The sequence below is a fragment of the Thermoanaerobacter siderophilus SR4 genome (assembly GCF_000262445.1).
Lineage (GTDB): Bacteria > Bacillota > Thermoanaerobacteria > Thermoanaerobacterales > Thermoanaerobacteraceae > Thermoanaerobacter > Thermoanaerobacter ethanolicus.
Genome location: NZ_CM001486.1, coordinates 2,038,435 through 2,062,448 on the forward strand (window position 1 = coordinate 2,038,435; position 24,014 = coordinate 2,062,448).

Sequence of the window (24,014 nt, forward strand, 5' to 3'; positions counted from 1 at the left end):
GAAAATGGGAAAAATAGTGGATATAAAATTTACACTTAAAAGGTACAATTTCTATAAACCATTTCATATCGTTGGGAGCATTTCATCAGAGGCAACAAACATTGAGGTAGAAGTAACCCTTGATAGTGGTGCAAAAGGGTATGGAGAAGCATCGCCTTCATTTAGAGTTAATGGAGAAAGAGTAGAAGCTTTATTACAATTTGAAAATTTTGTAAAAGAAACAATCACAGGAATAGACGTGAAAAACTATAGAAAAATTTTTGATATTACGGATAAGATGTTTGCAACTCCAAGTTTAAAGGCAGCTGTTCAATATGCAGTGCTTGATGCTTTTTCAGAAGAAATAGGAATTCCTGTTTATCAGATATTAGGTGGTGCAAAGGATAAAATTGAAACGGATAAAACAGTAGGAATAGATAGTTTTAAGAATCGTATAGAGGAAGCAAAATCTATATATAATAAGGGCTTTAGGGTTATAAAAATCAAGGTTGGTGAAAACTTAGCAGAAGATATTGAAGTTATGGAATCAATTTTTGAGGTAACAAAAGGAGCAAAATATATTGTTGATGCAAATATGGGATATACTCATAAGCAAGCAGTTGAATTTATTAAAAAGGTATATAATATGGGAATTGACGTATCAGTATTTGAACAACCTGTTCTAGCAAATGATATAGATGGCTTAAAATTTGTTAGGTTTAATTCTCCATTTCCTGTAGCAGCAGATGAAAGTGCACGTACTAAATATGATGTACTTAGGCTTATAAAAGAAGAAGCAGTAGACTACATAAATATAAAACTTATGAAGTCGGGTATTTCAGATGCTTTAGCAATTGTTGAGATGGCTAAAGCTGCAAATTTACAGCTTATGATAGGTTGCATGTCGGAGTCAAGTGTTGGAATAAATCAAAGTGTGCATTTTGCACTTGGAACAGGTGCGTTTAATTTTCATGATTTAGATTCACACTTAATGATGAAAGAAGAAATATTCAGAGGAAAATTTGAACAAAAAATATCAGAAATAATACCAAAAGAATGAAAAAATCAAAGAGCTGAAAGTAGTACGTATAAATCAGTTAAAGTGGTACGGATTTTTTCATTTTCGCTATGTTTAAATCAAAAATCCGAATCAAAAGGCGTACCTCTGCTTATTTTCGCAGACGTGCACCTTTTGTATTTGGCAGTATATGTAGTGCAACTTTACGGCAAATAATGAGATATAGTGACATTTTCGCAATTGTGGCACAAGTTTCTGCTGACTTCTCTTACAGCTTCTCTGTTCTCTTTATCTCCTGAGTCTTTTTTGTTTGTATTCTTCATTATATTTTATTATATTTTCTTTGTTCCTTTGACATTTTGTAGACACTTTCTCTCTTTACACCATCAAAATTCTTTGTCAAGAGGTGGGGTAGGTGTTTTCTGAATGCCTGCCCTTGCTTTTTAGATCAGAACATAATGTAATTATTAGCAATTTTACATTAAATGTAAATAACTTCATTATACTCTAGACCTCATTTGATACAGAGGCTATCCAGTATTTGCTTTTATATTCCCTTGTTACCCTTTTTACACACAATAAGGTATCCTCTTTCTAAATCGTTCAAAATTCCTATATCCATATGCCTCCCTCTTTGATACTTTAACTTTTGTTATGACATTTTGATTATATCTTCAGCTTTTAAAAGTTTTGTGATATAATTGTTATGCACTTATTCTGGCCTTTTGAGTGTTTTTAGTATTTGAACAATTATAATATAACAGGTATTTAGAACAAGTGCTCTATTTTTTTAAATAGGGTGTTATTACCCACCATTATAGAATTTTTTAAAAAATGAAAAAAGGAGAGGCGGACTTCTCACCTCTCCTTTTTCAATGTATTTTTTGGGAAGTGCAGAGATGGGAAGTACGATTAAGGGAGAAAACCACTCCTTAATACCATACTTACCACCTCCTGCACATACTAAATTGTATTTCTACTTTAATTAATATTATAAAGGTCAAAGAAGGTCAAAATTAAATAATTAAGTTTATCCACAATTTTTCGCCCAAAACATTAAAAAACTCAAGGTAAATGAGATTTTTCTCTTTTTATTTCAATATTACGTTATTTTTCACTGGGTTTAATATTAAAATTTTTGACAACAAAGGAGTGCAAAAAATTTTATAATCATTAAAAAAATATTGATAAGCCATAAATATTAATGATATAATATTCTATGTATTCAGATTTTACATATTGTATAACACTTTTACTGAAAGGATGAAAATAAATGAAAACCATAATAAACACCGATGCTGCGCCAAAGGCTATTGGACCATATTCGCAAGCTATCATGATAGACGGCTTTTTGTACACATCAGGGCAAATAGCAATTGATCCTGCTACAGGAGAACTTGTAGAAGGAGGTATTGAAGCGCAGACGGAAAGGGTTTTAGAGAATATAAAAGCGATTTTAAAAGCTGCGGGGATGGACCTTAACAATGTTATAAAGACAACTGTATTTGTCACTAACATGGGGGATTTTGCTAAAATTAACGAAATTTATGGAAGGTATTTTAAAGACAATCCACCTGCCCGTTCCTTAGTTGAAGTAAAAAGTCTTCCTAAGGGTGCGCTTATAGAAATAGAAGTTGTAGCACATAAATAAAATTTTCTCTTTTTTTAAAGAATTATTAAACGATTACAAGCTGGGGAAATAAAAATAGGAGGTATCAACAGTTAAGAAATTTTAGGTAAAACAGTATAATTGTAACTAGAGCGATAAATAAATTTGTGCGCCTTACAATTCCAAGGAGAGTTTACACTAACAGCCATATGGATGTTATAGCAGAGGCTGTAAAAAGAGTTTATGCAAGAAGAGATAAAATAAAAGGATATAGATTTACTTATGAGCCGCCAATATCGAGGCATTTTACTGCGAGATTAGAACCGGTAGAATAAAAAATAAGGGGATGGGCAATTCACCATCTCCTTATTTTGTCTATAAAAATATCGAAAACTGTGATAAAATGAATATATGCATAAATTTGTAGAAGGAAAATCGGCATTTATATAGAATATATTGATAGGTGAGAGATGTGAAAAGGTTAGCTAAAATTATAGTTATATTATTGGTGATAGTTTACATAAGTAAAGTAGGGATAACGACTTTTGCAAACAAAAATAAAACTACAGTAGTGACTTATGGAAGTATTTTAATAGCCTTTAATGCCCAAGGATATGTTATAAAAAATGAAATAATGATAAATGCTCCTTTTGATGGTAAAATAAAAAAACTTGTACCAAGTGGAGAAAAAGTTCCCAAAGGTACTCCTATTGTGCAAGTTTATTCTGCTGATTTTGATGAGGAAAAACTACATCAATTAGATGAGGTAAACAGAGAACTAAAAAATCAGGATACTAATATACCTTTTTATTCAGATGTTCAAAAATTAGACGACATAATAAAGAAAGAAGAGCAAAATTATCAAAATGCGATACAGCAAAATAGCCCTGGTGCAGATAAAATACAAAAAAGGATTGAAGACTTAAAAGCCAAAAAAGAAGAAATTTTAAGTAAAGGGCCAATAATGCTCCAAAGAATTGAAAACTTAAAAGAGCAAAAGGAGTATTTAGAAAAATATGTAGAAAAAAATGTGATTACTGTAAATTCACCAGAGTCAGGAATTGTAAGTTACTATTTCGATGGCAGTGAAAGTATTCTACATGAAAAAGATATGTTCAATTTAAATCCGACACAACTTGAAAATTTAAACTTTCAATCCAAAGAAATTAGTACAGAGGTAAAAGGAGATTACCCTTTTGTAAAAATAGTGGATAATTTGGAGTGGTATTTAGCGTTGGTTTTAAATGAAAAACAACAGGACTTATTAAAAGAAGATAGTAATGTGAAAATTTTGATTGATAATTATGGTGGTGAATTGCGGGGAAAAGTTATAAAAACCTATAAAGGTGACGATAAATTATATATAGGAATAATTGAGATGATAGATGAATATCCCAACTTTTATAAAACTTCTAAAATAAATGTAAAAGTTAAAGTTAAAGAGTACAATGGACTTAAAATACCTCTTTCTTCTATTGTACAAAAAGAAGGAAAAGAAGGAGTTTTTGTAATAAAAAATGGCAAAGTTCCTACTTTTAAAGAAGTAGTAATAAAGGCTACAGATGGCAAATATGCGATTGTAGAAAGCGTTGATAAAACATCTGGATTAAAAGTGTATGACGAAATAGCGGTAAATGGAGAGGATTACTTGAGCAAATAAGGGGGGATAAATACGACTATATGTGAAAATATAAGAAAGATAAAAGAAAACATAAAAGAGCATGCATTAAAGGTAAATAGAAATCCGGAGGAAATATTAATTGTGGCAGCTACTAAAACTTTCGGTGTTGAAACTATAAAAGAGGCTATTGCTTGTGGAATAACTGACATAGGTGAGAATAAGGTTCAAGAGTTAAATGAAAAGTATCCTTATTTAAAAAATGAGGTAGAATTTCACTTTATAGGACATTTACAGACAAACAAAGTGAAATACATTATTGACAAAGTTAAGTTGATACATTCTTTAGATAGTATTAAATTGGCAGAAGAAATAGACAAAAGGGCTAAACAAAAGAGTCTCATAATAGATTGTTTGGTGGAAATCAATATTGGTGGAGAGGAAAGTAAATACGGAATTCCTCCTGAAGAAATGCATAATTTTGTTAAAGAAATGGAAAAATATGATAATATAAGAATTAGAGGGCTTATGACAATAGCTCCTTACCTTCCACCGGAAGAGGTAAGGCCCTATTTTAGAAAGATGAAAGAATTATTTGAAGAGCTAAAAGAAATTAAGCAACATAATGTACAAGTAGAATTTTTGTCAATGGGCATGTCCAATGACTATTGGGTAGCAGTTGAAGAAGGGGCGAATATTGTTAGAATTGGCACTTCTATTTTTGGGCAAAGACAATATAATGTGGAGGGATAATTAATGTCTTCAAAAGTGATTGATAAATTAATGAGTTTCTTTGGTATCGATGAGCCAGAAGAAGAGAAAGAAGAAGTAGACTCTTTACAACCTGTCATACCTTACGATAGAAAGCCTAAAATTGTCAATATTCATACACAGACCCAAGTAAAAGTTTTGATTTTAAAGCCAGAAAAGTTTGAACAAGTGATGAATATATGCAATGAATTAAAAATAAAAAACCGGTGATTGTAGATTTACAAAAGATGGACAAAAATGAAGCTCAAAGAGTAGTGGATTTTTTAAGCGGTGCAGCCTATGCTCTTAATGGAGAGATAAAGAAGATATCTGGCTATATATTTTTAGTTGCGCCTGAGAATTTTGACATTACAGGGGATATAAAAGATGAAGTAAATTCTTTATACAATCTAAATTGATAAGGAGGAAATGATTTTGCCTGTAAATTTTGCAATTTTAACAGCATTAGATTATTTTTTTGAAGTTATAAATTGGCTTATATTGATAAGGGTTATTTTATCTTTGCTAAGAATGGAGAATATGTCAAATCCACTTTCTCGTTTTGTGATCATAACGACAGAACCAATACTTGAGCCTTTTAGGACATTACAATTTAGGTCTTCTATTGGAAGAAATTTAATGATAGATTTTTCGCCGGTTTTGGCGATTTTGGTGATTCAGTATTTAGTTCGTCCTTTAGCTTTTAAATTAGTATTATTACTGATGAGGTATATATGATGGACAAAGAATTTACTGTATCCCGATTTGAAGACATAATTAAAGGCGTTTTAAAATCTAAAAGAGTAAAATATACAGACTTTTTAAGCCTCTCTGAACAAAAAATTTTTGAAAAAACTATATTAAAGTATCGACAGCAAGATATAAACTATAATCTAGATGGAGGATATCCTTTAGCAGAAAGAAAGATAGCAATTATTTACCCCGATTTTTTACAGCCGGAAGATACCCCTATTTGCGCTGTAAGAATTGAAGGCAATTTTTCTAAGCTATCTCATAGAGATGTGTTGGGTTCACTTTTAGGGTTAGGGATAAAAAGACAAAAAATAGGCGATATAATTGTAAAAGAGGATAAATGTGACATATTGTTACATAAAGATGTGGAAAGTTATGTACTTATGAACCTTTTTAAAGTCGGGAAAGAGAAGGTAAGAGTTAATTCAATTGACTTGAAAGATGTGATAGAACCTGAAATAAAATATAAGGACATTTTTTCTACCGTAGCCTCACTACGGGTTGACAGTGTGGCAGCTGCAGGTTTTGGTATATCAAGGACGAAGGCTTCAGAACTTATAAAGTCCGGTCTTCTTCAAATAAATTGGGAGTATACAGAGGACCCTTCTTCAGAAGTAAAAGAGGGAGATGTAATTTCTTTACGTGGTTTTGGAAGAATTAGATTAGAAGAAGTGAGAGGTAATACAAAAAAAGGTCGCGTTTCTGTACATATTCTAAGGTTTATATAATGTTACAAAAGAAAAGGAGGTAAATATTATGCTGACGCCTATGGATATACATAATAAAGAATTTAGGCGGTCTTTTAGGGGTTATAATGAAGAGGAAGTGGACGAGTTTTTGGATAAAATTATGGAAGACTATGAGATGTTATACAAAGAAAATGCGGAGTTAAAAGATAGAATTAATATAATGAATGAAAAACTTCAAAGCTACATAAATATGGAGAACACTTTAAACAATACTTTGATTGTTGCTCAAAATACTGCAGAGGAATTGAAAAGAAATGCAGAAAAAGAAGCACAACTTATCATACAAAATGCACAACAAAATGCAGAAAAAATATTAGAGAAGGCAAATCAAGAAGTTGTAAGAATAAGAATGGAGTTAGAAAGATATCGCAAGCAATTAAATGTTTTTAAAGCGAAATTTAAATCTCTTTTAGAAGCCCAGTTGGAATCAATACTTTCAATAGATGAGAAAGAATTGATTCCAGATGAGGATGAGGAGAAGGATGCAGAATAGATTAGGGGTTGTTGGAATATTAATTAAAAATAGAGAAAATGTGGCAGATAGGGTAAATCACATATTGAGTGAGTACGGCCACATTATTGTAGGGAGAATGGGTATACCCTATAAAGATAGGGGAGTATCGGTTATCGCTTTAATAGTTGATGGTACAACGGATGAAATAGGGGCTCTTACTGGTAAACTTGGAAGTCTTCCTGGGGTAAAAGTGAAATCTGCTCTGACTGCATGAGATATGCATACTATTGACGAAAAACTTGTGGTATTATATAATTGTGTAAAAAAATATTGTTAAAAGCTATGATGAGGACGAGTAAGTAGAAGCGACTTCCAGAGAGTTGGCGGTAGGTGCGAGCCAATAAGTTCGTTTCTACTGAAAATCACCTCGGAGCTGCAGGCTGAAATAGGAGTAAGCTGTGCCGGGTTTCCCGTTATCTTAAATGAGAGATTAAGACAAAGTTTTTCTTTGTCTTAATAAGTAGGGTGGTACCGCGAACTTCTCGTCCCTGACGAGAAGTTTTATTTTTAGTTTGAAAGATAATATTTGAAGAGGAGGTAATGTTCAGTGGATTACAACAAGACACTTAATTTGCCGAGGACAGATTTTCCTATGAAGGCTAATTTGCCAACACGAGAGCCAGAGATATTAAAAAGATGGGAAGAAATGGATATTTATCATAAAACATTGGAAAAAAATAAAGGCAAGGAAAAATATATTTTACACGATGGGCCGCCTTATGCTAATGGAGATATACACATTGGAACTGCTATGAATAAGGTATTAAAAGACATTATAGTGAAATACAAAACAATGAGGGGTTATGATGCTCCTTATGTGCCAGGATGGGATACACACGGTCTTCCTATTGAACAGCAAGCTATAAAAACTTTAGGTATAAAAAGGCATGAAGTAAGTCCTACAGAATTTAGAAAAGTGTGTAGGGATTTTGCTTTTTCTCAGATTGAAAAGCAAAAAGCTCAATTCAAAAGATTGGGAGTAAGGGGAGATTGGGATAATCCTTATCTTACCTTGAATCCGGAGTATGAAGCTAAACAGATAGAAGTATTTGGTGAAATGGCTAAGAAAGGCTATATCTATAAAGGTCTAAAGCCTGTATATTGGTGCCCCAGCTGTGAGACTGCTTTGGCAGAAGCAGAAATTGAATACTTTGATGAAACCTCTGATTCTATTTATGTAAAATTTAGAGTTAAAGATGATTTAGGGAAATTCAAGGGAATTGTTGAGAATCTTAATAATGTGTATTTTGTAATATGGACAACTACTACATGGACTATTCCGGCTAACCTTGCAATTGCTTTAAATCCAGAGTTTGATTATGCGCTTGTAAAGTTTGGAGACGAAGTATATATAATGGCAAAAGATATGTTAGATACTGTAAAGAAAGAAGCTAACCTTTCAGATTATGAAATAGTTGCTGTATTTAAAGGAAAAGATTTGGAGGGCATGAAGGCTACCCATCCTTTATATGACAGAGATTCTTTAATAATCTTGGGTGAGCATGTAACTTTAGAAGCTGGTACTGGATGTGTTCATACTGCTCCCGGCCATGGTGAAGAAGACTTTTTAGTTGGGCAAGAGTATGGTCTTGAGGTTTTAAATCCAATAGATGATAAGGGATATTTTACAGATAAAGCGCCAGGATATGCTGGTCTGTATTATGAAGAGGCTAACAAGGTCATAAAGGAAGACTTGAAAAAAGCTAATGCATTAGTGGCAGAAACCCGTATTACCCACTCATATCCTCACTGTTGGAGATGTAAAAGTCCAATAATATTTAGGGCGACAGAACAGTGGTTTGCTTCTGTGGAAGGATTTAGAGAAGAGGCACTAAAAGCTATTAAAGAAGTTAATTGGTATCCTTCATGGGGCGAAGAGCGCATAACTAACATGGTAAGAGATAGACGAGACTGGTGTATTTCAAGGCAAAGGGTATGGGGTGTGCCAATTCCTATATTCTACTGTGAAAAGTGTGGGAAACCGCTTATAAATGATGATACAATAAATGCAGTTAAAGAGATCTTCAGGCAAAAGGGTTCAGATGCATGGTTTGAAATGTCAGCTGAAGAGATATTGCCAAAAGGGATTACTTGCGAATGCGGTTCTACAAAGTTTAGGAAAGAGACAGATATAATGGATGTGTGGTTTGATTCAGGCTCCAGCCATGCAGCTGTGTTGCAAACTCATCCTGACCTAAAGTGGCCTGCAGAGCTTTATTTAGAAGGTTCAGACCAACACAGAGGATGGTTCCAGTCTTCCCTTTTGACATCTGTGGCAACACGTGGAAAAGCACCTTATAGAAACGTATTGACCCACGGGTTTGTTGTAGACGGTGAAGGAAGGAAAATGTCAAAATCTTTAGGGAATGGTATTGACCCAGCTGATGTAATTAAAGAATATGGAGCAGATATTTTGAGGCTTTGGACTGTTTCTGCTGATTTTACTTCAGATATGAGAATTTCACAAGAGATTTTAAAACAGATGACAGAAGCGTACAGAAAAATACGTAACACTAGTAAGTTCTTGTTAAGCAATCTTTATGACTTTGACCCTGATAAGGATATGCTCCCTTACGAAGAGCTTTTAGAGATAGATAAATGGGCTTTATATAGGCTTAACAGAGTAGTTGAAGAGCTTACAGAGGCTTTTGATAAATATGAGTATTACGATTTTCTCCATCTGGTTCATACCTTCTGTGTAGTAGATATGAGTAGCCTTTACCTGGACATTTTAAAAGACAGATTGTACACTTATCCTGCTACTTCTAAAGAGAGAAGAGCGGCTCAAACGACACTTTACATTATTTTAGACACTCTTGTAAGGTTGATAGCACCAGTGCTTACATTTACTTCAGAAGAAATATGGTCATATATGAAGCACGACAGTCAAAATAATTTTGAAAGTGTTCAGTTAGCTGATTGGCCTCAAGTCCAAGAAAAATACAATAATCCTTATATAATAGAAAAATGGGAAAAACTTTTTGACATAAGAAAATATATTTCTAAAGCTCTTGAAATAGCGAGAACCGACAAAAAGATAGGTCACTCTTTAGAGGCACAAGTGGATATATATCCATCTCAAGAGCTTTATGATTTCTTTAAAGGCTTTAATGACCTCGAATATATGTTCATAGTTTCAAAGGTGGTACTTCACCAACCAGAAGAACCTGTTCCTCAAAATGCTTATGAAAGTGAAGATTATAATTTAAAGATTGTGGTAACCCATGCACCGGGGGAAAAATGCGAACGCTGCTGGATGTACAGTGAAACAGTAGGAACTATAAAAGAGCATCCAACTATTTGTGCAAGATGTGCTTCTCACATTGAGCAGCAAACACAAGTTTAAAAAGGGGATTTTTCCCCTTTTTAAACATTATTTTAGGAGGGATATTATGAATCTGCTTATAAAAAATGTAGCTTTGCTATCTATGAAAGAAGAACAGCCACTTATGGAAAACACCAATATCTATATTGAAGGCGACACGATAACTTACATAGGAGAAATTAATCCGGATATAAAAGTTGACAGAGTCATAGATGGAACAAAAAAAATTGCAATGCCGGGTCTTATAAATGCTCATACTCATTTGGGAATGTCTTTATTTAGGAATTATGCAGATGATGTGCCGTTATTTGATTGGTTGAGTAAACATATCTGGCCCGTTGAATCTAAACTTTCAGCAGAAGACGTTTACTGGGGTTCTTTATTGAGTATGATAGAGATGATTTATTCTGGTACTACTACTTTTTGCGATATGTATTTTTTTATGGATGAAGTAGCTAAAGCAACAGAAGAAGTAGGGATAAGAGGAGTGTTGACAAGGGGTATTATAGAAGAAAGTGACGCTGAAATAAATAAGGAAAAGTTAAGAGATACGCGAAAACTTTATAATACCTGGCATAATAAAGCGGATGGAAGAATCAAAGTAATGGTGGGTCCTCATGCACCTTATACCTGTAGCCCCTCTTATTTAAAGGAAGTAGTAGAGTTAGCTAAAGAGTTAAATACAGGAATTCATATTCATGTATCAGAAACAAAAAAAGAAGTAGAAGAAAGTTTCCAAAAGCATGGAAAATCTCCTGTGAAACATTTAAAGGACATAGGAGTATTTGATGTTCCAACTATAGCAGCTCATTGTGTTCATGTAAGCGATGAAGACATTGAAATATTAAAGGAAATGAAGGTATCACCAGTTTACAATCCTACCAGTAATGCCAAATTAGCCAGTGGTTTTGCTCCTGTGGATCAAATGCTAAAAAAAGGAATAAACGTAGCTTTGGGAACAGATGGCCCAGCCAGTAACAATAACTTAAACATGTTTGAAGAGATTCATTTTGCTGCCACTATTAATAAGGCGTTAAATTACGATGCTCTTGCTGTACCGGCATTGGAAGCTCTAAAAATGGCGACAATCAATGGCGCTAAAGCTTTATTGTGGGATAAAGAGATAGGTTCCATCGAAGTAGGGAAAAAAGCGGATATAGTGATTATTGATATTGACAAGCCGCATTTTTATCCACATCACAATTTAATTTCTGCTTTAGCTTATACTGCTCAAGCATCAGATGTGGATACAGTGATAATAAATGGCAAAATAATAATGGAAAATAGAGAAATAAAAACTGTAGATGTGGAAAAAGTAATGTATAACGTAGAGAAAAGGGCGAAGGAGTTAATAGGGAAAGAATAACATGGAAAAGGTATTCTGCTAAGGCAGGATACCCAAATTTTTGTAAGTTGACACTTTATTTGCATTATTATATGATGGCTTTAGTAGAAATTGTAAAATCATTTACACTAGAGCACATATTAAAAATGGGGTGATAAAAGTGCTATTAAAATCAGAAAGAGAACAAATAGTAGAATATGGTAAAAAACTTATAAATTCTAATCTTACAAGAGGTACAGGAGGGAATTTAAGCATTTACAATAAGGAAAAAGGATTGATGGCTATAACTCCTTCAGGAATTGATTATTTTGAAATTAAGCCTGAGGATGTAGTAGTAATGGACTTAAATGGCAATGTAATAGAAGGTAATAGGACTCCTTCTTCAGAGTATGAGATGCACAGAATTTTTTACGCTAACAGACAAGACATAAACGCTATTATACACACTCATCCAGTATATTCTACAACTCTTTCCTGTCTACATTGGGACCTTCCACCAGTTCATTACCTTGTGGCTTTAGCAGGACCAAATGTCAGATGTGCTAAATATGCAACTTTTGGTACAAAAGAATTGGCAGAAAACGCTTTTGAGGCTATGAAGGATAGAAAAGCTGTGCTATTAGCCAATCACGGACTTTTGGTAGGAGCTGAAGATTTGCCTAATGCTTTTAATATAAGTATTCAAATTGAGTACGTGGCAGAATTATATTACAGGTCAAAATCTATAGGAGAACCAGTTATTCTTCCAGAAGATGAAATGAGGTTAATGTTAGAAAAGTTTAAAACTTATGGGCAGGTAAAAAAATAATAAAGAGGTGAAAAAAAGTGGGAGAGATTAAAACTATAGAGTTTAAAGATGGAGTTTTATATTTAATTGACCAAAGAAAATTGCCCAATAGTTATGAGATTTTTGAGTGCAGAACTTATAAAGACGTAAATTTTGCTATAAAAGACATGGTGGTAAGGGGGGCACCGGCAATTGGAGCTGCAGCAGCTTATGGGGTGGTATTGGCTGCAAAAGAATTTATTAATGAGGAAAAAGAAAGTTTCTTTAAAAAAATGGAGGAAGCTTTAGAAATTATCTCAAAATCAAGACCTACTGCTGTAAACCTTATGTGGGCAATAAATAGAATGAAAAAAGTTATTGAGAATAATAAAGAGCTAGAACTACAAGACCTATATGAGCTATTAAAAAAAGAAGCAGATAATATTTACTACGAAGATATAGAAACCAACAAAAAGATGGCTAAATTTGGGAATGAGATAATTAAAGAAAATGCAGTTATTTTGACCCATTGCAATACGGGAGCCCTTGCAACCGTAGGGTATGGAACTGCTTTAGGAGTTATTAGAGAAGCCCATTACAGTGGGAAAAATATTTTTGTATATGCTGATGAGACAAGGCCTAGGCTTCAAGGCGCAAAATTGACAGCATGGGAATTAGTACAAGAAGGAATTCCTGCAAAGTTAATTGCTGATAGTGTTGCTGCTACTTTGATAAGAGATGGGAAAATAGATGTAATATTAGTAGGAGCCGATAGAATTGCTTTAAATGGGGATACTGCCAATAAAATTGGAACTTTTATGCTCTCTGCTGTGGCAAAAATGTACCATGTTCCTTTTTATGTGGTAGCTCCTACCAGCACAATTGATTTTAACATTGAGACAGGAAAAGAGATAGTTATAGAGGAAAGGAGTCCTGAAGAGGTAACTCATATAAATGGCGTAAGAATTGCACCTGAAGGAATAGAAGTGTACAATCCAGCTTTTGATGTGACTCCTCATGAAAATATAACGGGAATAATTACAGAAAAAGGAATAATTAGACCTCCTTTCAGGGAAAACATATTAAAGCTAAAGTGAAGGATACCCGGATTAATTTTGATTATTTGCATATAAATACAAAAGACAGAGGAGGTACATTTTTAATGGAAAAGGCGATCATTGGTGGTACTGGATTTTACGAAATAGGACAAAAGGTGTCAAAAAAATTGGTAGAGACAAAATATGGAGAAGTGGAAATTGATATTGTGACTATTGAGGGGGAGGAAATTGGTTTTTTGCCCCGACATGGGAAAGGTCATGCAGTTCCACCTCATCTCGTAAATTATAGGGCAAATATTATGGCATTGAAACAAATGGGAGTAAAATATGTGTATGCAACAGCTGCAGTTGGTTCTTTTAATGAAAATTATGAGCCAGGGGATGTTGTAGTACTTAAAGATTTTTTAGATTTTACTAAATCGAGACCATTGACCTTTTTTGAAGGGGAAGATGGAGTGGTAAGACATGTAGATATGAGTGACCCTTATTGTAGTAATTTAAGGGCAAAATTTTATAATGCTGCTAAAAAAGAAGACTTATTGATAAAGGGAGATGCAGTTTATGTGTGCACTGAAGGTCCACGATTTGAAACTGCACAAGAGATAAGAATGTATAAAAATTTAGGTGCCGATGTAGTGGGGATGACTAATGTTCCAGAAGTAGTTTTAGCGAAAGAATTAGGAATGTGCTATGCTGCGGTGGGGATAGTTTCAAATTGGGCTACAGGAATGAAGGGCAATATAACATTACATGAAATAAAAAATATCTTAGAATTGAGCAAAGAAAAAGTGATAAAAACATTTATAAGAGTTTTTTTAGAAGAAAAATTAGACCAAGAGCATTGTAATTGCAGTAAAGCAGTAATTGAATTATGATTAGATGTGATTAAATTATAGGAGGAAAATATCATGGGAGTAAATAAAAACTATCGGTTTGACACAAAAGCAATTCATGGAAATGCGTTTAAGAAAAACCCTGAAAATGCTTTGAATCCTCCAATTTTCCAGACGACTACTTTTGTCTTTGATGACCTCGAACATGTTGAAAAGGTGATGTCTTTTCAATCTCAAGACTATGTTTATACAAGAGGTAATAATCCGACCTTAAGATTATTTGAAAACAGATTAGCGGAGTTGGAATATGGCAAAGGGGCAGTAGCTTTTTCTTCCGGGATGGCTGCTATTAGTTCAGTTTTATTTTCTCTTTTAAAACCCAAAGATACTGTAATAGTTCATAAGACTCTTTATGGTTCAACTTATAACGTAGTGACAAATATACTGCCTAAATATGGAGTAAATTATAAAATAGTGGACCTTACAGATATAAGCGAATTAGAAAAAAGTGTAGATGACTCCACAAAAGTTGTGTATTTTGAGACTCCTTCTAATCCAAATTTATCTATTATAGATATTGAAGAGGTTGCAAGGGTATGCCATAAAAAAGATATTAAAATTGTTGTTGATAATACTTTTGCTACCCCCTATTTTCAAAATCCTCTTCTATTGGGAGCCGATGTAGTTGTTCATAGTGCTACTAAATATATAGGAGGTCACGGTGACGCACTTGGAGGAGTTGCAGTTTCACAAGATGAAAAGTATATACATTATTTAAAATTTGATTATATGTGTGAATTTGGTGGGGTAATGAGTCCTTTCAATGCTTGGTTGATGTTGAGAGGCATAAAGACTTTAGGCTTAAGAATGAGGCAACATGAAAAAAATGCAATAGAGGTAGCAAATTTTTTAAATTCGCATCCTAAAGTAAAAAACGTTATGTATCCTGGTCTTAAAAGTTTTAAAGGCCATGAAATAGCGAAAAAACAAATGAGAGGATTCGGAGCTATCATAAGTTTTGAAATAGAGGGAGGAACCAAAAATTTAGAGAAGTTTATAAGTAATTTAAGATTGTGTCAGTTAGCGGTAAGCTTAGGAGATACAGAAACATTAGTGGAAGTACCTTCCCTTATGACTCACAGAGGGTATCCAAAAGAAAAGCTTGAGGAGTTCGGCTTCACAGAAAGTATGGTGAGAATATCAGTAGGCCTTGAGGACTACAATGATATAATAGAGGATTTGGATCAAGCTCTTAAACAAATTTAAAGAGGTTTTGAGGTGATAAAGTGCCAGTAGTCAATTTAAGCCTACAGGTATTGCCTGTAGTTTCTGAAGAAAAGGTGTATTCCATTGTAGATAAAGTCATAGAATATATAAAGAGCACAGGTGTAAAGTATGTTGTGGGACCAATGGAGACTACAATGGAAGGAGAACTTGATACTCTTTTAGAGATAGTTAAAAAAGCGCAGGAAATTTGTATAAAAGAAGGAGCAAGTAGGGTCATATCTGTTGTAAAGATTGATTATAAACCTGAAGGAGTTACAATTGACGAGAAGATAAAAAAATATTATGTATAATTAACTTTGACTTGCATAAAAATATATTGACAAATAATTTAATGCGTTATAGAATTAAAATAACACAATATAAATATGTATCAAAACCAATGACCGGGAAGAGTAGATATCAGCGTTTAGTCAAAGCGAGCTCGGGAGGGTGAAAGCCGAGTACTGTAGCTGATATTGAATGGGCCCGCGAGGTGAGATGCGAACTTTTAAGTAGCAGTATCCGGTGGTCTACCGTTAAAAAGACAGGGTATCGAGGAATCTCCGTACCCGAAAGAGTGGTCCTGTGTTAAAAAGGTGGCACAAGCGAGCATTTCGCCCTTTTGGTGAAATGCTTTTTTTAGTAATACAGGACAAATTGGGTGGCACCGCGAGTCACTTCGCCCCAATGGGCGGAGTGACTTTTTTAATTTTCAGGAGGTGATAAAGTGGTAAACATTTCTAAAGAAGATTTTTGCGAACACAAAAAAAGAGGATATGTCTTCCCAGTCTATGCAGAAATAAACGGAGATGAATTGACGCCAATAAACATTTTTTATAGTCTTGAAGGCAAAAACAAATTTTTACTGGAAAGTGCAAATGGAAGCACTAACTGGGGGAGATATTCCTTTATAGGAAAAGACCCATATTTATTAATTCTAAGTTACAACAGAGATATAAAAATTATCACAGACAGAGAAGAGCATAAAAAAGGTATGGCGCTTGAAGAGATAAAAAATGTTTTACAGGTTAATTATAATCCTTTAGGACTTGATATTCCTTTTGTTGGAGGTGCTGTGGGTTATGTATCTTACGATACGATAAGGCTTTATGAAAGACTGCCGGATAAAAACCCTGATGAAATAAATATACCGGACGTATACTTTATGTTTTATAAAAGTTTTATTTGCTATGACCATTTTAAACACAGAATTTATACTGTTTATAACGTATATCCTGATGAAGATGTAGAGTATGAGGAAGTTTTACAAGAGATTAACGGTCTTTTGCAAGAGATAAAATCAACTAACATAGAATTTCATGACCTTTCACCTCAAGAGGGAAAAGAAGTCAATTACAACTTCACCAAAGAAGAGTTTTGCCAAATTGTTGAAAAAGCAAAAGAATACATCACAAAAGGTGATATATTTCAGGTGGTACTGTCACAAAGATTAAAAGCACGAGTTAATTCGCAGCCTTTTGAGGTTTACAGAAGATTGAGGTCAAAAAATCCATCTCCCTATCTATTCTATATCGACTTTGGTGATTTTCAGCTTCTTGGTTCTTCACCTGAAAGCCTTGTAAGTGTTTTTGGAGACAAAGTGACTACAAATCCCATTGCAGGCACAAGGCGAAGAGGAAAAGATGAAGAAGAAGATTTAAGACTTAAAGAGGAACTTTTAAAAGATGAAAAGGAAAGGGCAGAGCATGTGATGTTAGTTGACCTTGGAAGAAACGACATAGGAAAAGTTAGTGAATTTGGAAGTGTAAAAATAGAGCGTTTTATGGAAGTAGATTTTTACTCTCATGTAATGCACATTGTATCGACTGTTTCAGGAAAGCTAAAAAGAGGACTTACGGCTTTTGATGCTCTTATAGCTTGTCTTCCTGCAGGTACAGTTTCTGGGGCACCAAAAATAAGGGCGATGGAAATAATAGACGAACTTGAAAATGTGAGAAGGTCTTTTTACGCAGGAGCTGTTGGCTATTTTTCCTACAATGGCAATATGGACATGTGCATAGCAATAAGGACTATTCTCTTCAAGGAAGGTTATGCTTACCTTCAAGCGGGAGCAGGTATTGTATATGATTCAATTCCTGAGATGGAATATTACGAAACTTTAAATAAGGCAATGGCTCTTAAGGAGGTTCTTTGATGATTCTGATTATAGATAATTACGATTCCTTTACCTATAATCTTTATCAATATGTGGGAGAAATGCACAAAGAAATATTTGTAATAAGAAATGATGAAGTGTCTGTTAAAGACATTGAAAAACTGAATCCCGAAAAAATTATATTATCACCTGGACCGGGAAGGCCTGAAAATGCAGGCATATGCGTTGATGTCATTAAAAGTTTAGGGGATAAAATTCCAATATTAGGAATATGTCTTGGCCATCAAGCGATTGGATATGCATATGGTGCAAAAATTGTGAAAGCAGATAAGATAATGCATGGCAAAACTTCTCTCGTATTTCACGAAGGTGAAAAAATATTTAAAGATATTAAGAATCCTATAGAGGCAATGAGATATCACTCTCTTGTTATTGACAGACAAACTCTTCCAAGAGATTTAGAAATTACAGCCTATACAGAGGAAGGAGTGATTATGGGAGTAAGGCATAAAATGTACCCTGTATATGGTTTACAGTTTCATCCAGAGTCTATCTTGACAGAGCAGGGTAAAGAAATTTTAAGAAATTTTTTGGAGGTGGGATACCATGTTACAAGAAGCTATTAAAAAAATTGTTTTAAAGGAAAGTCTTGAAGAAAAAGAAGCTTATGCTGTTATGAATGAAATTATGAGTGGCAATGCAACTCCTTCTTTAATAGGGGGCATATTAATAGGACTCCGATTAAAAGGTGAAAGTGTGGAAGAAATAACAGGTTTCGCGAAGGCAATGAGAGACAACGCAATAAAAGTAGAACTTGCCTCTGACTATGTGATAGATACTTGTGGTACAGGTGGCGATGGTGGGAAGACATTCAATATTTCAACGGCGGTTGCTATAATTGCTTCAGCTGCAGGAGTAAAAGTTGCAAAACACGGCAATAGAGCTGTTTCCAGTAGAAGTGGAAGTGCAGATGTTTTGATGGAATTGGGATTTGACATTGAGGCAGAACCACAAAAAACAAAAAATTAATTGAAGAAAAAGGAATGGGATTTTTATTCGCACCTAAATACCACGTTGCAATGAAGCATGTAGCAGGGATAAGAAAAGAATTAGGCACAAGGACGGTGTTTAACGTCTTAGGACCATTAACAAATCCCGCATTTGTAAAAGGACAGGTATTAGGAGTTTATGATAAAGAATTGACTCATCCTCTTGCTGAAGTACTTTTAAGATTGGGAATTGAAAAGGCTATGGTGGTCCACGGCTTTGATGGCCTTGATGAAATAACTACTACTTCTCCTACTTTTGTCAGTGAAGTAAAAGAAGGCAAAGTCATTGATTATGTGATAGACCCAGGAGATTACGGTATCCCTTATGCAAAACTTGAAGATTTAGAAGGCAAAGACGCTAAAGAAAATGCTCAAATAATCTTAAACATCTTAAGAGGTGAAAAAGGGCCTAAAAGAGATATAGTCGTTTTAAACGCAGCAGCGGCCTTATATATAGGAAAAGTTGTGGAAGATTTAAAAGAAGGAATAAAAGTCGCAAATTATCTAATAGATACGGGTTTAGCTCTTGATAAGCTTACAGAGATTTTGGAGTACCAAAGGAGGCTTAGTTGATGGTATTAGATGAGATTGTGAGACACAAAAAAAAGGAGGTGGAAGAGAAAAAAAGAATAAAGCCAGTAGAGGAACTAATTAACGAAATTAAAGGAGGCTATTCTGGCAATTTCAAGAAAGCACTTCAAAAAGAGGGTATATCAATTATTGGAGAGATAAAAAAAGCCTCTCCATCTAAAGGAATTATAAAAGAAGACTTTGATGCAGTAAAAATTGCAAAAGTGTATGAGAAAGTTGATATTGACGCTATTTCCGTTTTGACAGAGAAGGAATTTTTTAAAGGGGATGACAATTACATTAGTGAAGTAAAAAAAGTCACTTCAAAACCTATTTTGAGAAAAGATTTTATTGTGGATGAATACCAAATATATGAATCAAAAATTTTAGGAGCCGACGCAGTACTTCTCATTGTTTCCGTATTAGGGGATAACTTAAATACTTTCTATAATTTATCTAAAAGTGTAGGTTTAGATGCGCTTGTGGAAGTTCACGATAGACAGCAGCTTGCAATAGCATTAGAAGCTGAATGTGACATAATAGGTATAAATAACAGAGACCTTAAGACTTTTAATGTAGATATAAACACAACAGAAAATTTGATTAAATATATACCTCAAAGTACAATAATTGTTTCCGAAAGTGGAATAAAAATACCTGAAGATGTAAGGTATTTAGCTTCTTTGGGAGTAGATGCCGTATTAATTGGCGAGACTTTTATGAAAATTATAGATGATATTGACAAAATCACTGATTTTGTAAGGGAGGCAAAAGGAGGAGGATAAATTGGTAAAAGTAAAAATTTGCGGACTGAGAAGAAAAGAGGATATTGAATATGCCAATGAGCTAAAACCTGATTATGTAGGATTTGTCTTTGCAAAAAGCAAAAGACAAGTAGAGGTAGAACAGGCTTTATACCTCATAAGCCTTCTTGATAAAGAGATTAAAACAGTGGGAGTTTTTGTAAATGAACCAGTGGAAAATGCATTAAAGATAGCTCAAACACTAAATCTCGATGTTTTACAGTTTCACGGTGATGAAACACAGGATTATATAGATAATTTTAAAAATTTCACAGTGTGGAAGGCAATACGCATAAAAGACAAAGAAGATTTGGAAAAAACAAAAGAATTTAGAGTAAATAGTTTTGTATTTGACACTTTGACAAAAAACGAATACGGTGGTACAGGAAAAACATTTAATTGGGAAGTTTTAAAAGGATTTGAATTGAATGTTCCAATAATTTTGGCAGGAGGGCTAAACGAAAACAATGTAGAGGAAGCTATAAGAATAGTAAATCCCTATGCTGTTGACGTCTCCAGTGGCGTTGAGACAGAAGGTTATAAAGATTTTAAAAAAATGAAATCATTTATTGAAAAAGTGAGGGGTATTCGATGAGTGGAAGATTTGGACGTTTTGGAGGTCAGTATGTGCCAGAGACTGTGATGAATGCGCTTATAGAATTAGAGAGGGAATTTGAAAAAGCTAAACAGGATAAAGATTTCATGGAAGAATATAGGTATTACTTGAGGGAATATTCAGGAAGACCTACACCTTTGTATTATGCTGAGAATCTTACTAAAAGGCTTGGCGGGGCGAAAATTTATCTAAAGAGGGAAGACCTAAACCACACAGGAGCCCATAAAATAAACAACGTATTGGGACAGATTTTATTGGCAAAACGGATGAATAAAAAGAGAGTTATAGCTGAGACAGGAGCAGGACAGCATGGAGTGGCAACTGCTACAGCTGCTGCAATGTTTGGAATGGAATGCGAAATATTCATGGGAGAAGAAGATATAAAAAGGCAATCTTTAAATGTCTTTAGAATGAAACTTTTAGGTGCAAAAGTAACACCAGTAAAATCAGGGACGGGAACCTTAAAAGATGCAGTAAATGAAGCAATAAGAGATTGGGTGACAAATGTAGATAATACTTTTTATGTGATGGGTTCTGTTGTTGGGCCTCATCCTTATCCTACTATGGTGAGAGATTTTCAAAGAGTAATAGGGGATGAGGCAAAAGAGCAAATACTTCAAAAAGAAGGAAGACTTCCTGATTATGTGATTGCTTGTGTCGGCGGAGGCAGTAATGCCATGGGAATTTTCTATCCCTTCATTGAAGATAAAGAGGTAAAATTGATAGGCGTGGAAGCTGCAGGTGAAGGAATTGAGACAGGGAAACATGCAGCTACAATGGCAAAAGGTTCTGTAGGAGTATTGCACGGCATGATGACTTATCTTTTACAGGATGAAGAGGGGAGAATAATGCCAGTATACTCTATATCTGCAGGACTGGATTACCCGGGGGTAGGTCCAGAACATGCCTTTTTAAAAGAAAGTAATAGAGCTCAATATGTATATGCGACAGACGAAGAAGCATTGGCGGCTTTTATGGACTTATCTCAAACAGAAGGGATAATACCAGCTTTGGAAAGCGCTCACGCTTTGGCATATGCTATGAAACTGGCTCCAAATTTAAGGAAAGACAATATTATCATTGTAAATTTGTCAGGCAGAGGAGATAAAGACGTAAATACAGTTGCGAAAGTATTGGGGGTGGAGTTATGAATAGGATTGACAAAAAGTTTGAAGCCTTAAAAGGAGAAGGGCGCAAAGCCTTAATAACCTTTATAACAGCAGGAGACCCGGATATAGAGACGACTTATGATATAGTCTTGGCTTTGGAAGAAGCAGGAGCGGATATAATAGAACTGGGAATACCTTATTCTGATCCATTAGCTGATGGACCTACAATACAGGCTTCTTCACAAAGAGCTTTAAATAAAGGTGTAAAAATTCCTGATATAATGAAAATAGTAGAAAAAATAAGGTTAAAAAGTGATATCCCTCTGGTTTACCTTGTCTACTATAACTCTATATTCAAATATGGCATACAAAAATTTTTAAAAGAGTCAAAAGATGTAGGGATAGATGGGCTTATCATTCCAGACTTGCCTATTGAAGAGAGAAAAGATATTTCTGAGGAAGCAGATAAATACGATATTTATTTAATACCTTTAGTTGCCCCAACATCAAAAGAGAGGATAAAATTAATTACTGAAAATGGCAAAGGATTTGTATATTGCGTTTCAATTACAGGTGTGACAGGTGCGAGGGAGGATATTGAAACTGACATTGAAGAATATATGAAGACAGTCTCTCAATACACCAATATGCCAAAGGCAATAGGGTTTGGCATATCTACTCCGGAGATGGCGAAAAAATTAAAAGATTTCAGTGATGGAATTATTGTAGGGAGTGCACTTGTAGAAAGAATTGCTAAAGGGTATAATAAATCTGAAATGTTACAGGAAGTTAAAAGTTTTGTATCCAGCTTAAAAGAAGTTTTATGAAGGTGATGAAAATGAACCTTAAAATAATTGGCGACAAAAATAACAAAATATCAATAAAAATTGGGAATATAACTATGGGTAAAGACAAACTTATAATAGCAGGACCCTGCGCTGTTGAGAATGAAGAAATGCTTGTAAAAACAGCAGAAATAGTTAAAAGCTGGGGCGCAAATGCTTTAAGAGGAGGAGCTTATAAGCCCCGCACCTCTCCTTATTCTTTTCAAGGTTTAGGGATTGATGGACTTAAAATGCTAAGAAATGTAGGCGATATGTTTAATTTGCCTGTTGTAACTGAAGTTTTGGATGTGAGGGATGTTGAAATTGTTGAAAGATATGCTGATGTTTTTCAAATAGGTTCAAGAAATATGCAGAATTTTTCACTTCTCAAAGAGGTAGGAAAAACCAAAAAGCCTGTTTTGTTAAAGCGGGGATTTTCAGCCACATATGAGGAGTGGCTTTATGCAGCGGAATATATTGCTATTGAAGGAAACGCCAACATCATCATGTGTGAAAGAGGTATAAGGACTTTTGAAACTTATACGCGAAATACTTTAGATATAGCTGCTATTCCAGTAATTCATGAACTTTCAAACTTGCCTATTATCGCAGATGTAAGCCATGGTACAGGGAAAAGAAGCTTAATCATACCGATGGCAAAAGCTGCAATAGCTGCTGGTGCAGACGGAATAATGGTAGAAATCCACCCTGAGCCCGATAAAGCTTTATCTGATGGAGAACAGTCCCTTGATTTTTCCCAATTTGAAGAATTGATGAGAGAGATAAAAAGCTATTGAATTTTTTAAAGAGAATAGATATAATTTAGATAAAGAATAATAATTATCTAAAGAAAATAATTTTAGAAAGTAGGGATAGCATGGTAGAGCTAAGTAAAAAGGCTCCTGACTTTACTTTAAATACCCATGATGGAAAACAAGTTTCCCTTTCAGATTTTTTAGGTAAAAAGGTTGTTTTATACTTTTATCCAAAAGATAACACTCCAGGTTGTACAAAAGAAGCTGTTTCTTTTAGAGATAACATAAAGTCAATAGAAGAGAAAAATGCTGTCGTAATAGGTATAAGTTTAGATGATGAAACTTCTCATAAGAAGTTTATTGAAAAATTCAATCTTCCTTTTATTCTTCTAAGTGACAAAGATGCGAAAGTGTCTACAAAATATGGGGTATACAAAGAGAAAAACATGTATGGCAAAAAGAAAGTGGGAATAGAAAGGTCAACTTTTATCATTGACTCTGAAGGAATTGTGAGAAAAATATTTAGAAGGGTAAAAGTAGATGGACACGTTGAAGAGGTATTAAAAGCGCTAGATGAAATATAAAAAAA

25 protein-coding genes, 2 pseudogenes and 2 other annotated features are annotated in these 24,014 nt (G+C 34.3%); of the genes and pseudogenes, 26 read left to right on the forward strand and 1 reads right to left on the reverse strand.

Annotated elements, in window-relative coordinates:
- Positions 1–4: 4 nt before the first annotated feature.
- Positions 5–1,039, forward strand: a complete 1,035-nt coding sequence (locus THESIDRAFT1_RS09960) for an L-Ala-D/L-Glu epimerase (RefSeq protein WP_006570308.1) — start codon at positions 5–7, stop codon at positions 1,037–1,039.
- Between the two features lie 527 nt (positions 1,040–1,566).
- Here the strand turns inward: THESIDRAFT1_RS09960 and THESIDRAFT1_RS14990 are convergent.
- Positions 1,567–1,653 (reverse strand): transposase, encoded by an 87-nt coding sequence (locus tag THESIDRAFT1_RS14990; RefSeq protein WP_129545180.1) that lies wholly within the window; start codon positions 1,651–1,653, stop codon positions 1,567–1,569.
- A 617-nt stretch (positions 1,654–2,270) separates the two neighbouring features.
- On the opposite strand from THESIDRAFT1_RS14990, the gene THESIDRAFT1_RS09965 reads away from it, so the two are divergent.
- The 25 genes and pseudogenes from THESIDRAFT1_RS09965 (at position 2,271) to bcp (ending at position 24,009) form a co-directional block, all read left to right on the forward strand.
- Positions 2,271–2,648, forward strand: coding sequence for a RidA family protein (locus THESIDRAFT1_RS09965; RefSeq protein ID WP_003869634.1), 378 nt, complete (start codon positions 2,271–2,273; stop codon positions 2,646–2,648).
- 125 nt (positions 2,649–2,773) lie between these two features.
- Positions 2,774–2,941, forward strand: a complete 168-nt coding sequence (locus THESIDRAFT1_RS13040; protein WP_244262644.1) for a tryptophanase — start codon at positions 2,774–2,776, stop codon at positions 2,939–2,941.
- Between the two features lie 137 nt (positions 2,942–3,078).
- Positions 3,079–4,266 (forward strand): biotin/lipoyl attachment domain-containing protein, encoded by a 1,188-nt coding sequence (locus THESIDRAFT1_RS09970; RefSeq protein ID WP_006570309.1) that lies wholly within the window; start codon positions 3,079–3,081, stop codon positions 4,264–4,266.
- 6 nt (positions 4,267–4,272) lie between these two features.
- On the forward strand, positions 4,273–4,977 hold the full coding sequence (locus tag THESIDRAFT1_RS09975; RefSeq protein ID WP_187293624.1) for a YggS family pyridoxal phosphate-dependent enzyme: 705 nt from the start codon (positions 4,273–4,275) through the stop codon (positions 4,975–4,977).
- Between the two features lie 3 nt (positions 4,978–4,980).
- Positions 4,981–5,393 (forward strand): annotated as a pseudogene (locus THESIDRAFT1_RS12685) (cell division protein SepF).
- A gap of 16 nt (positions 5,394–5,409) precedes the next feature.
- Complete coding sequence (locus THESIDRAFT1_RS09990) at positions 5,410–5,712, forward strand: YggT family protein (RefSeq protein ID WP_006570310.1); 303 nt, start codon at positions 5,410–5,412, stop codon at positions 5,710–5,712.
- Entirely contained in the window at positions 5,709–6,455 is a 747-nt protein-coding gene (locus THESIDRAFT1_RS09995; protein WP_003867668.1) for a YlmH family RNA-binding protein, read from the forward strand. The genes THESIDRAFT1_RS09990 and THESIDRAFT1_RS09995 overlap by 4 nt, the downstream gene beginning before the upstream one ends.
- A gap of 28 nt (positions 6,456–6,483) precedes the next feature.
- Positions 6,484–6,969, forward strand: coding sequence for a DivIVA domain-containing protein (locus THESIDRAFT1_RS10000; RefSeq protein ID WP_003869629.1), 486 nt, complete (start codon positions 6,484–6,486; stop codon positions 6,967–6,969).
- A complete protein-coding gene (locus THESIDRAFT1_RS10005; RefSeq protein ID WP_006570311.1) occupies positions 6,959–7,204 on the forward strand; it encodes a TM1266 family iron-only hydrogenase system putative regulator in 246 nt (81 codons plus the stop codon). Before THESIDRAFT1_RS10000 ends, THESIDRAFT1_RS10005 begins: the two co-directional genes overlap by 11 nt.
- Positions 7,205–7,263: 59 nt before the next feature.
- Positions 7,264–7,483 (forward strand) — a binding site (T-box leader).
- A gap of 54 nt (positions 7,484–7,537) precedes the next feature.
- A complete protein-coding gene (ileS, locus tag THESIDRAFT1_RS10010) occupies positions 7,538–10,336 on the forward strand; it encodes an isoleucine--tRNA ligase (RefSeq protein ID WP_006570312.1) in 2,799 nt (932 codons plus the stop codon).
- A gap of 46 nt (positions 10,337–10,382) precedes the next feature.
- Complete coding sequence (locus THESIDRAFT1_RS10015) at positions 10,383–11,681, forward strand: amidohydrolase (RefSeq protein ID WP_003869626.1); 1,299 nt, start codon at positions 10,383–10,385, stop codon at positions 11,679–11,681.
- A gap of 139 nt (positions 11,682–11,820) precedes the next feature.
- The gene (locus tag THESIDRAFT1_RS10020) at positions 11,821–12,468 is read left to right on the forward strand and encodes an L-fuculose-phosphate aldolase (RefSeq protein ID WP_003869625.1); all 648 of its coding nucleotides are present in this window, start codon (positions 11,821–11,823) and stop codon (positions 12,466–12,468) included.
- Between the two features lie 17 nt (positions 12,469–12,485).
- Complete coding sequence (gene mtnA, locus THESIDRAFT1_RS10025; protein ID WP_003869624.1) at positions 12,486–13,523, forward strand: S-methyl-5-thioribose-1-phosphate isomerase; 1,038 nt, start codon at positions 12,486–12,488, stop codon at positions 13,521–13,523.
- 65 nt (positions 13,524–13,588) lie between these two features.
- Positions 13,589–14,359, forward strand: a complete 771-nt coding sequence (locus THESIDRAFT1_RS10030) for an S-methyl-5'-thioinosine phosphorylase (RefSeq protein WP_006570314.1) — start codon at positions 13,589–13,591, stop codon at positions 14,357–14,359.
- Between the two features lie 33 nt (positions 14,360–14,392).
- Positions 14,393–15,583 carry a trans-sulfuration enzyme family protein gene (locus THESIDRAFT1_RS10035; protein WP_006570315.1) on the forward strand — a complete coding sequence of 397 codons (1,191 nt, stop codon included), beginning with the start codon at positions 14,393–14,395 and terminating at the stop codon, positions 15,581–15,583.
- A 20-nt stretch (positions 15,584–15,603) separates the two neighbouring features.
- The gene (locus THESIDRAFT1_RS10040; protein WP_006570316.1) at positions 15,604–15,894 is read left to right on the forward strand and encodes a thiamine-binding protein; all 291 of its coding nucleotides are present in this window, start codon (positions 15,604–15,606) and stop codon (positions 15,892–15,894) included.
- An 80-nt stretch (positions 15,895–15,974) separates the two neighbouring features.
- Positions 15,975–16,273 (forward strand) — a binding site (T-box leader).
- A 37-nt stretch (positions 16,274–16,310) separates the two neighbouring features.
- Entirely contained in the window at positions 16,311–17,738 is a 1,428-nt protein-coding gene (gene trpE, locus THESIDRAFT1_RS10045; RefSeq protein WP_006570317.1) for an anthranilate synthase component I, read from the forward strand.
- Positions 17,738–18,325, forward strand: a complete 588-nt coding sequence (locus THESIDRAFT1_RS10050) for an anthranilate synthase component II (RefSeq protein WP_006570318.1) — start codon at positions 17,738–17,740, stop codon at positions 18,323–18,325. Before trpE ends, THESIDRAFT1_RS10050 begins: the two co-directional genes overlap by 1 nt.
- Positions 18,306–19,321: pseudogene (trpD, locus tag THESIDRAFT1_RS10055) on the forward strand (anthranilate phosphoribosyltransferase). Before THESIDRAFT1_RS10050 ends, trpD begins: the two are co-directional and overlap by 20 nt.
- Positions 19,321–20,103, forward strand: coding sequence for an indole-3-glycerol phosphate synthase TrpC (trpC, locus tag THESIDRAFT1_RS10060; protein WP_003869617.1), 783 nt, complete (start codon positions 19,321–19,323; stop codon positions 20,101–20,103). Before trpD ends, trpC begins: the two are co-directional and overlap by 1 nt.
- Before the next feature lies 1 nt (position 20,104).
- Positions 20,105–20,716 carry a phosphoribosylanthranilate isomerase gene (locus THESIDRAFT1_RS10065; protein WP_003869616.1) on the forward strand — a complete coding sequence of 204 codons (612 nt, stop codon included), beginning with the start codon at positions 20,105–20,107 and terminating at the stop codon, positions 20,714–20,716.
- Positions 20,713–21,888 carry a tryptophan synthase subunit beta gene (trpB, locus tag THESIDRAFT1_RS10070; RefSeq protein WP_003869615.1) on the forward strand — a complete coding sequence of 392 codons (1,176 nt, stop codon included), beginning with the start codon at positions 20,713–20,715 and terminating at the stop codon, positions 21,886–21,888. The genes THESIDRAFT1_RS10065 and trpB overlap by 4 nt, the downstream gene beginning before the upstream one ends.
- Complete coding sequence (gene trpA / locus THESIDRAFT1_RS10075; RefSeq protein WP_003869614.1) at positions 21,885–22,673, forward strand: tryptophan synthase subunit alpha; 789 nt, start codon at positions 21,885–21,887, stop codon at positions 22,671–22,673. Before trpB ends, trpA begins: the two co-directional genes overlap by 4 nt.
- 11 nt (positions 22,674–22,684) lie before the next feature.
- A complete protein-coding gene (aroF, locus tag THESIDRAFT1_RS10080; RefSeq protein WP_003869613.1) occupies positions 22,685–23,467 on the forward strand; it encodes a 3-deoxy-7-phosphoheptulonate synthase in 783 nt (260 codons plus the stop codon).
- 80 nt (positions 23,468–23,547) lie between these two features.
- Positions 23,548–24,009: a thioredoxin-dependent thiol peroxidase gene (gene bcp, locus THESIDRAFT1_RS10085; RefSeq protein WP_006570319.1), complete on the forward strand. Its 462-nt coding sequence runs from the start codon at positions 23,548–23,550 to the stop codon at positions 24,007–24,009.
- Positions 24,010–24,014: the final 5 nt, after the last annotated feature.

Coding starts and splice junctions, on each gene's coding strand:
- THESIDRAFT1_RS09960 (WP_006570308.1), top strand. CDS start 5: ATGGGAAAAATAGTGGATATAAAATTTACACTTAAAAGGTACAATTTC.
- THESIDRAFT1_RS09965 (WP_003869634.1), top strand. CDS start 2,271: ATGAAAACCATAATAAACACCGATGCTGCGCCAAAGGCTATTGGACCA.
- THESIDRAFT1_RS09995 (WP_003867668.1), top strand. CDS start 5,709: ATGATGGACAAAGAATTTACTGTATCCCGATTTGAAGACATAATTAAA.
- THESIDRAFT1_RS10000 (WP_003869629.1), top strand. CDS start 6,484: ATGCTGACGCCTATGGATATACATAATAAAGAATTTAGGCGGTCTTTT.
- THESIDRAFT1_RS10005 (WP_006570311.1), top strand. CDS start 6,959: ATGCAGAATAGATTAGGGGTTGTTGGAATATTAATTAAAAATAGAGAA.
- THESIDRAFT1_RS10015 (WP_003869626.1), top strand. CDS start 10,383: ATGAATCTGCTTATAAAAAATGTAGCTTTGCTATCTATGAAAGAAGAA.
- THESIDRAFT1_RS10030 (WP_006570314.1), top strand. CDS start 13,589: ATGGAAAAGGCGATCATTGGTGGTACTGGATTTTACGAAATAGGACAA.
- THESIDRAFT1_RS10035 (WP_006570315.1), top strand. CDS start 14,393: ATGGGAGTAAATAAAAACTATCGGTTTGACACAAAAGCAATTCATGGA.
- THESIDRAFT1_RS10050 (WP_006570318.1), top strand. CDS start 17,738: ATGATTCTGATTATAGATAATTACGATTCCTTTACCTATAATCTTTAT.
- trpC (WP_003869617.1), top strand. CDS start 19,321: ATGGTATTAGATGAGATTGTGAGACACAAAAAAAAGGAGGTGGAAGAG.
- trpB (WP_003869615.1), top strand. CDS start 20,713: ATGAGTGGAAGATTTGGACGTTTTGGAGGTCAGTATGTGCCAGAGACT.
- trpA (WP_003869614.1), top strand. CDS start 21,885: ATGAATAGGATTGACAAAAAGTTTGAAGCCTTAAAAGGAGAAGGGCGC.
- aroF (WP_003869613.1), top strand. CDS start 22,685: ATGAACCTTAAAATAATTGGCGACAAAAATAACAAAATATCAATAAAA.
- bcp (WP_006570319.1), top strand. CDS start 23,548: ATGGTAGAGCTAAGTAAAAAGGCTCCTGACTTTACTTTAAATACCCAT.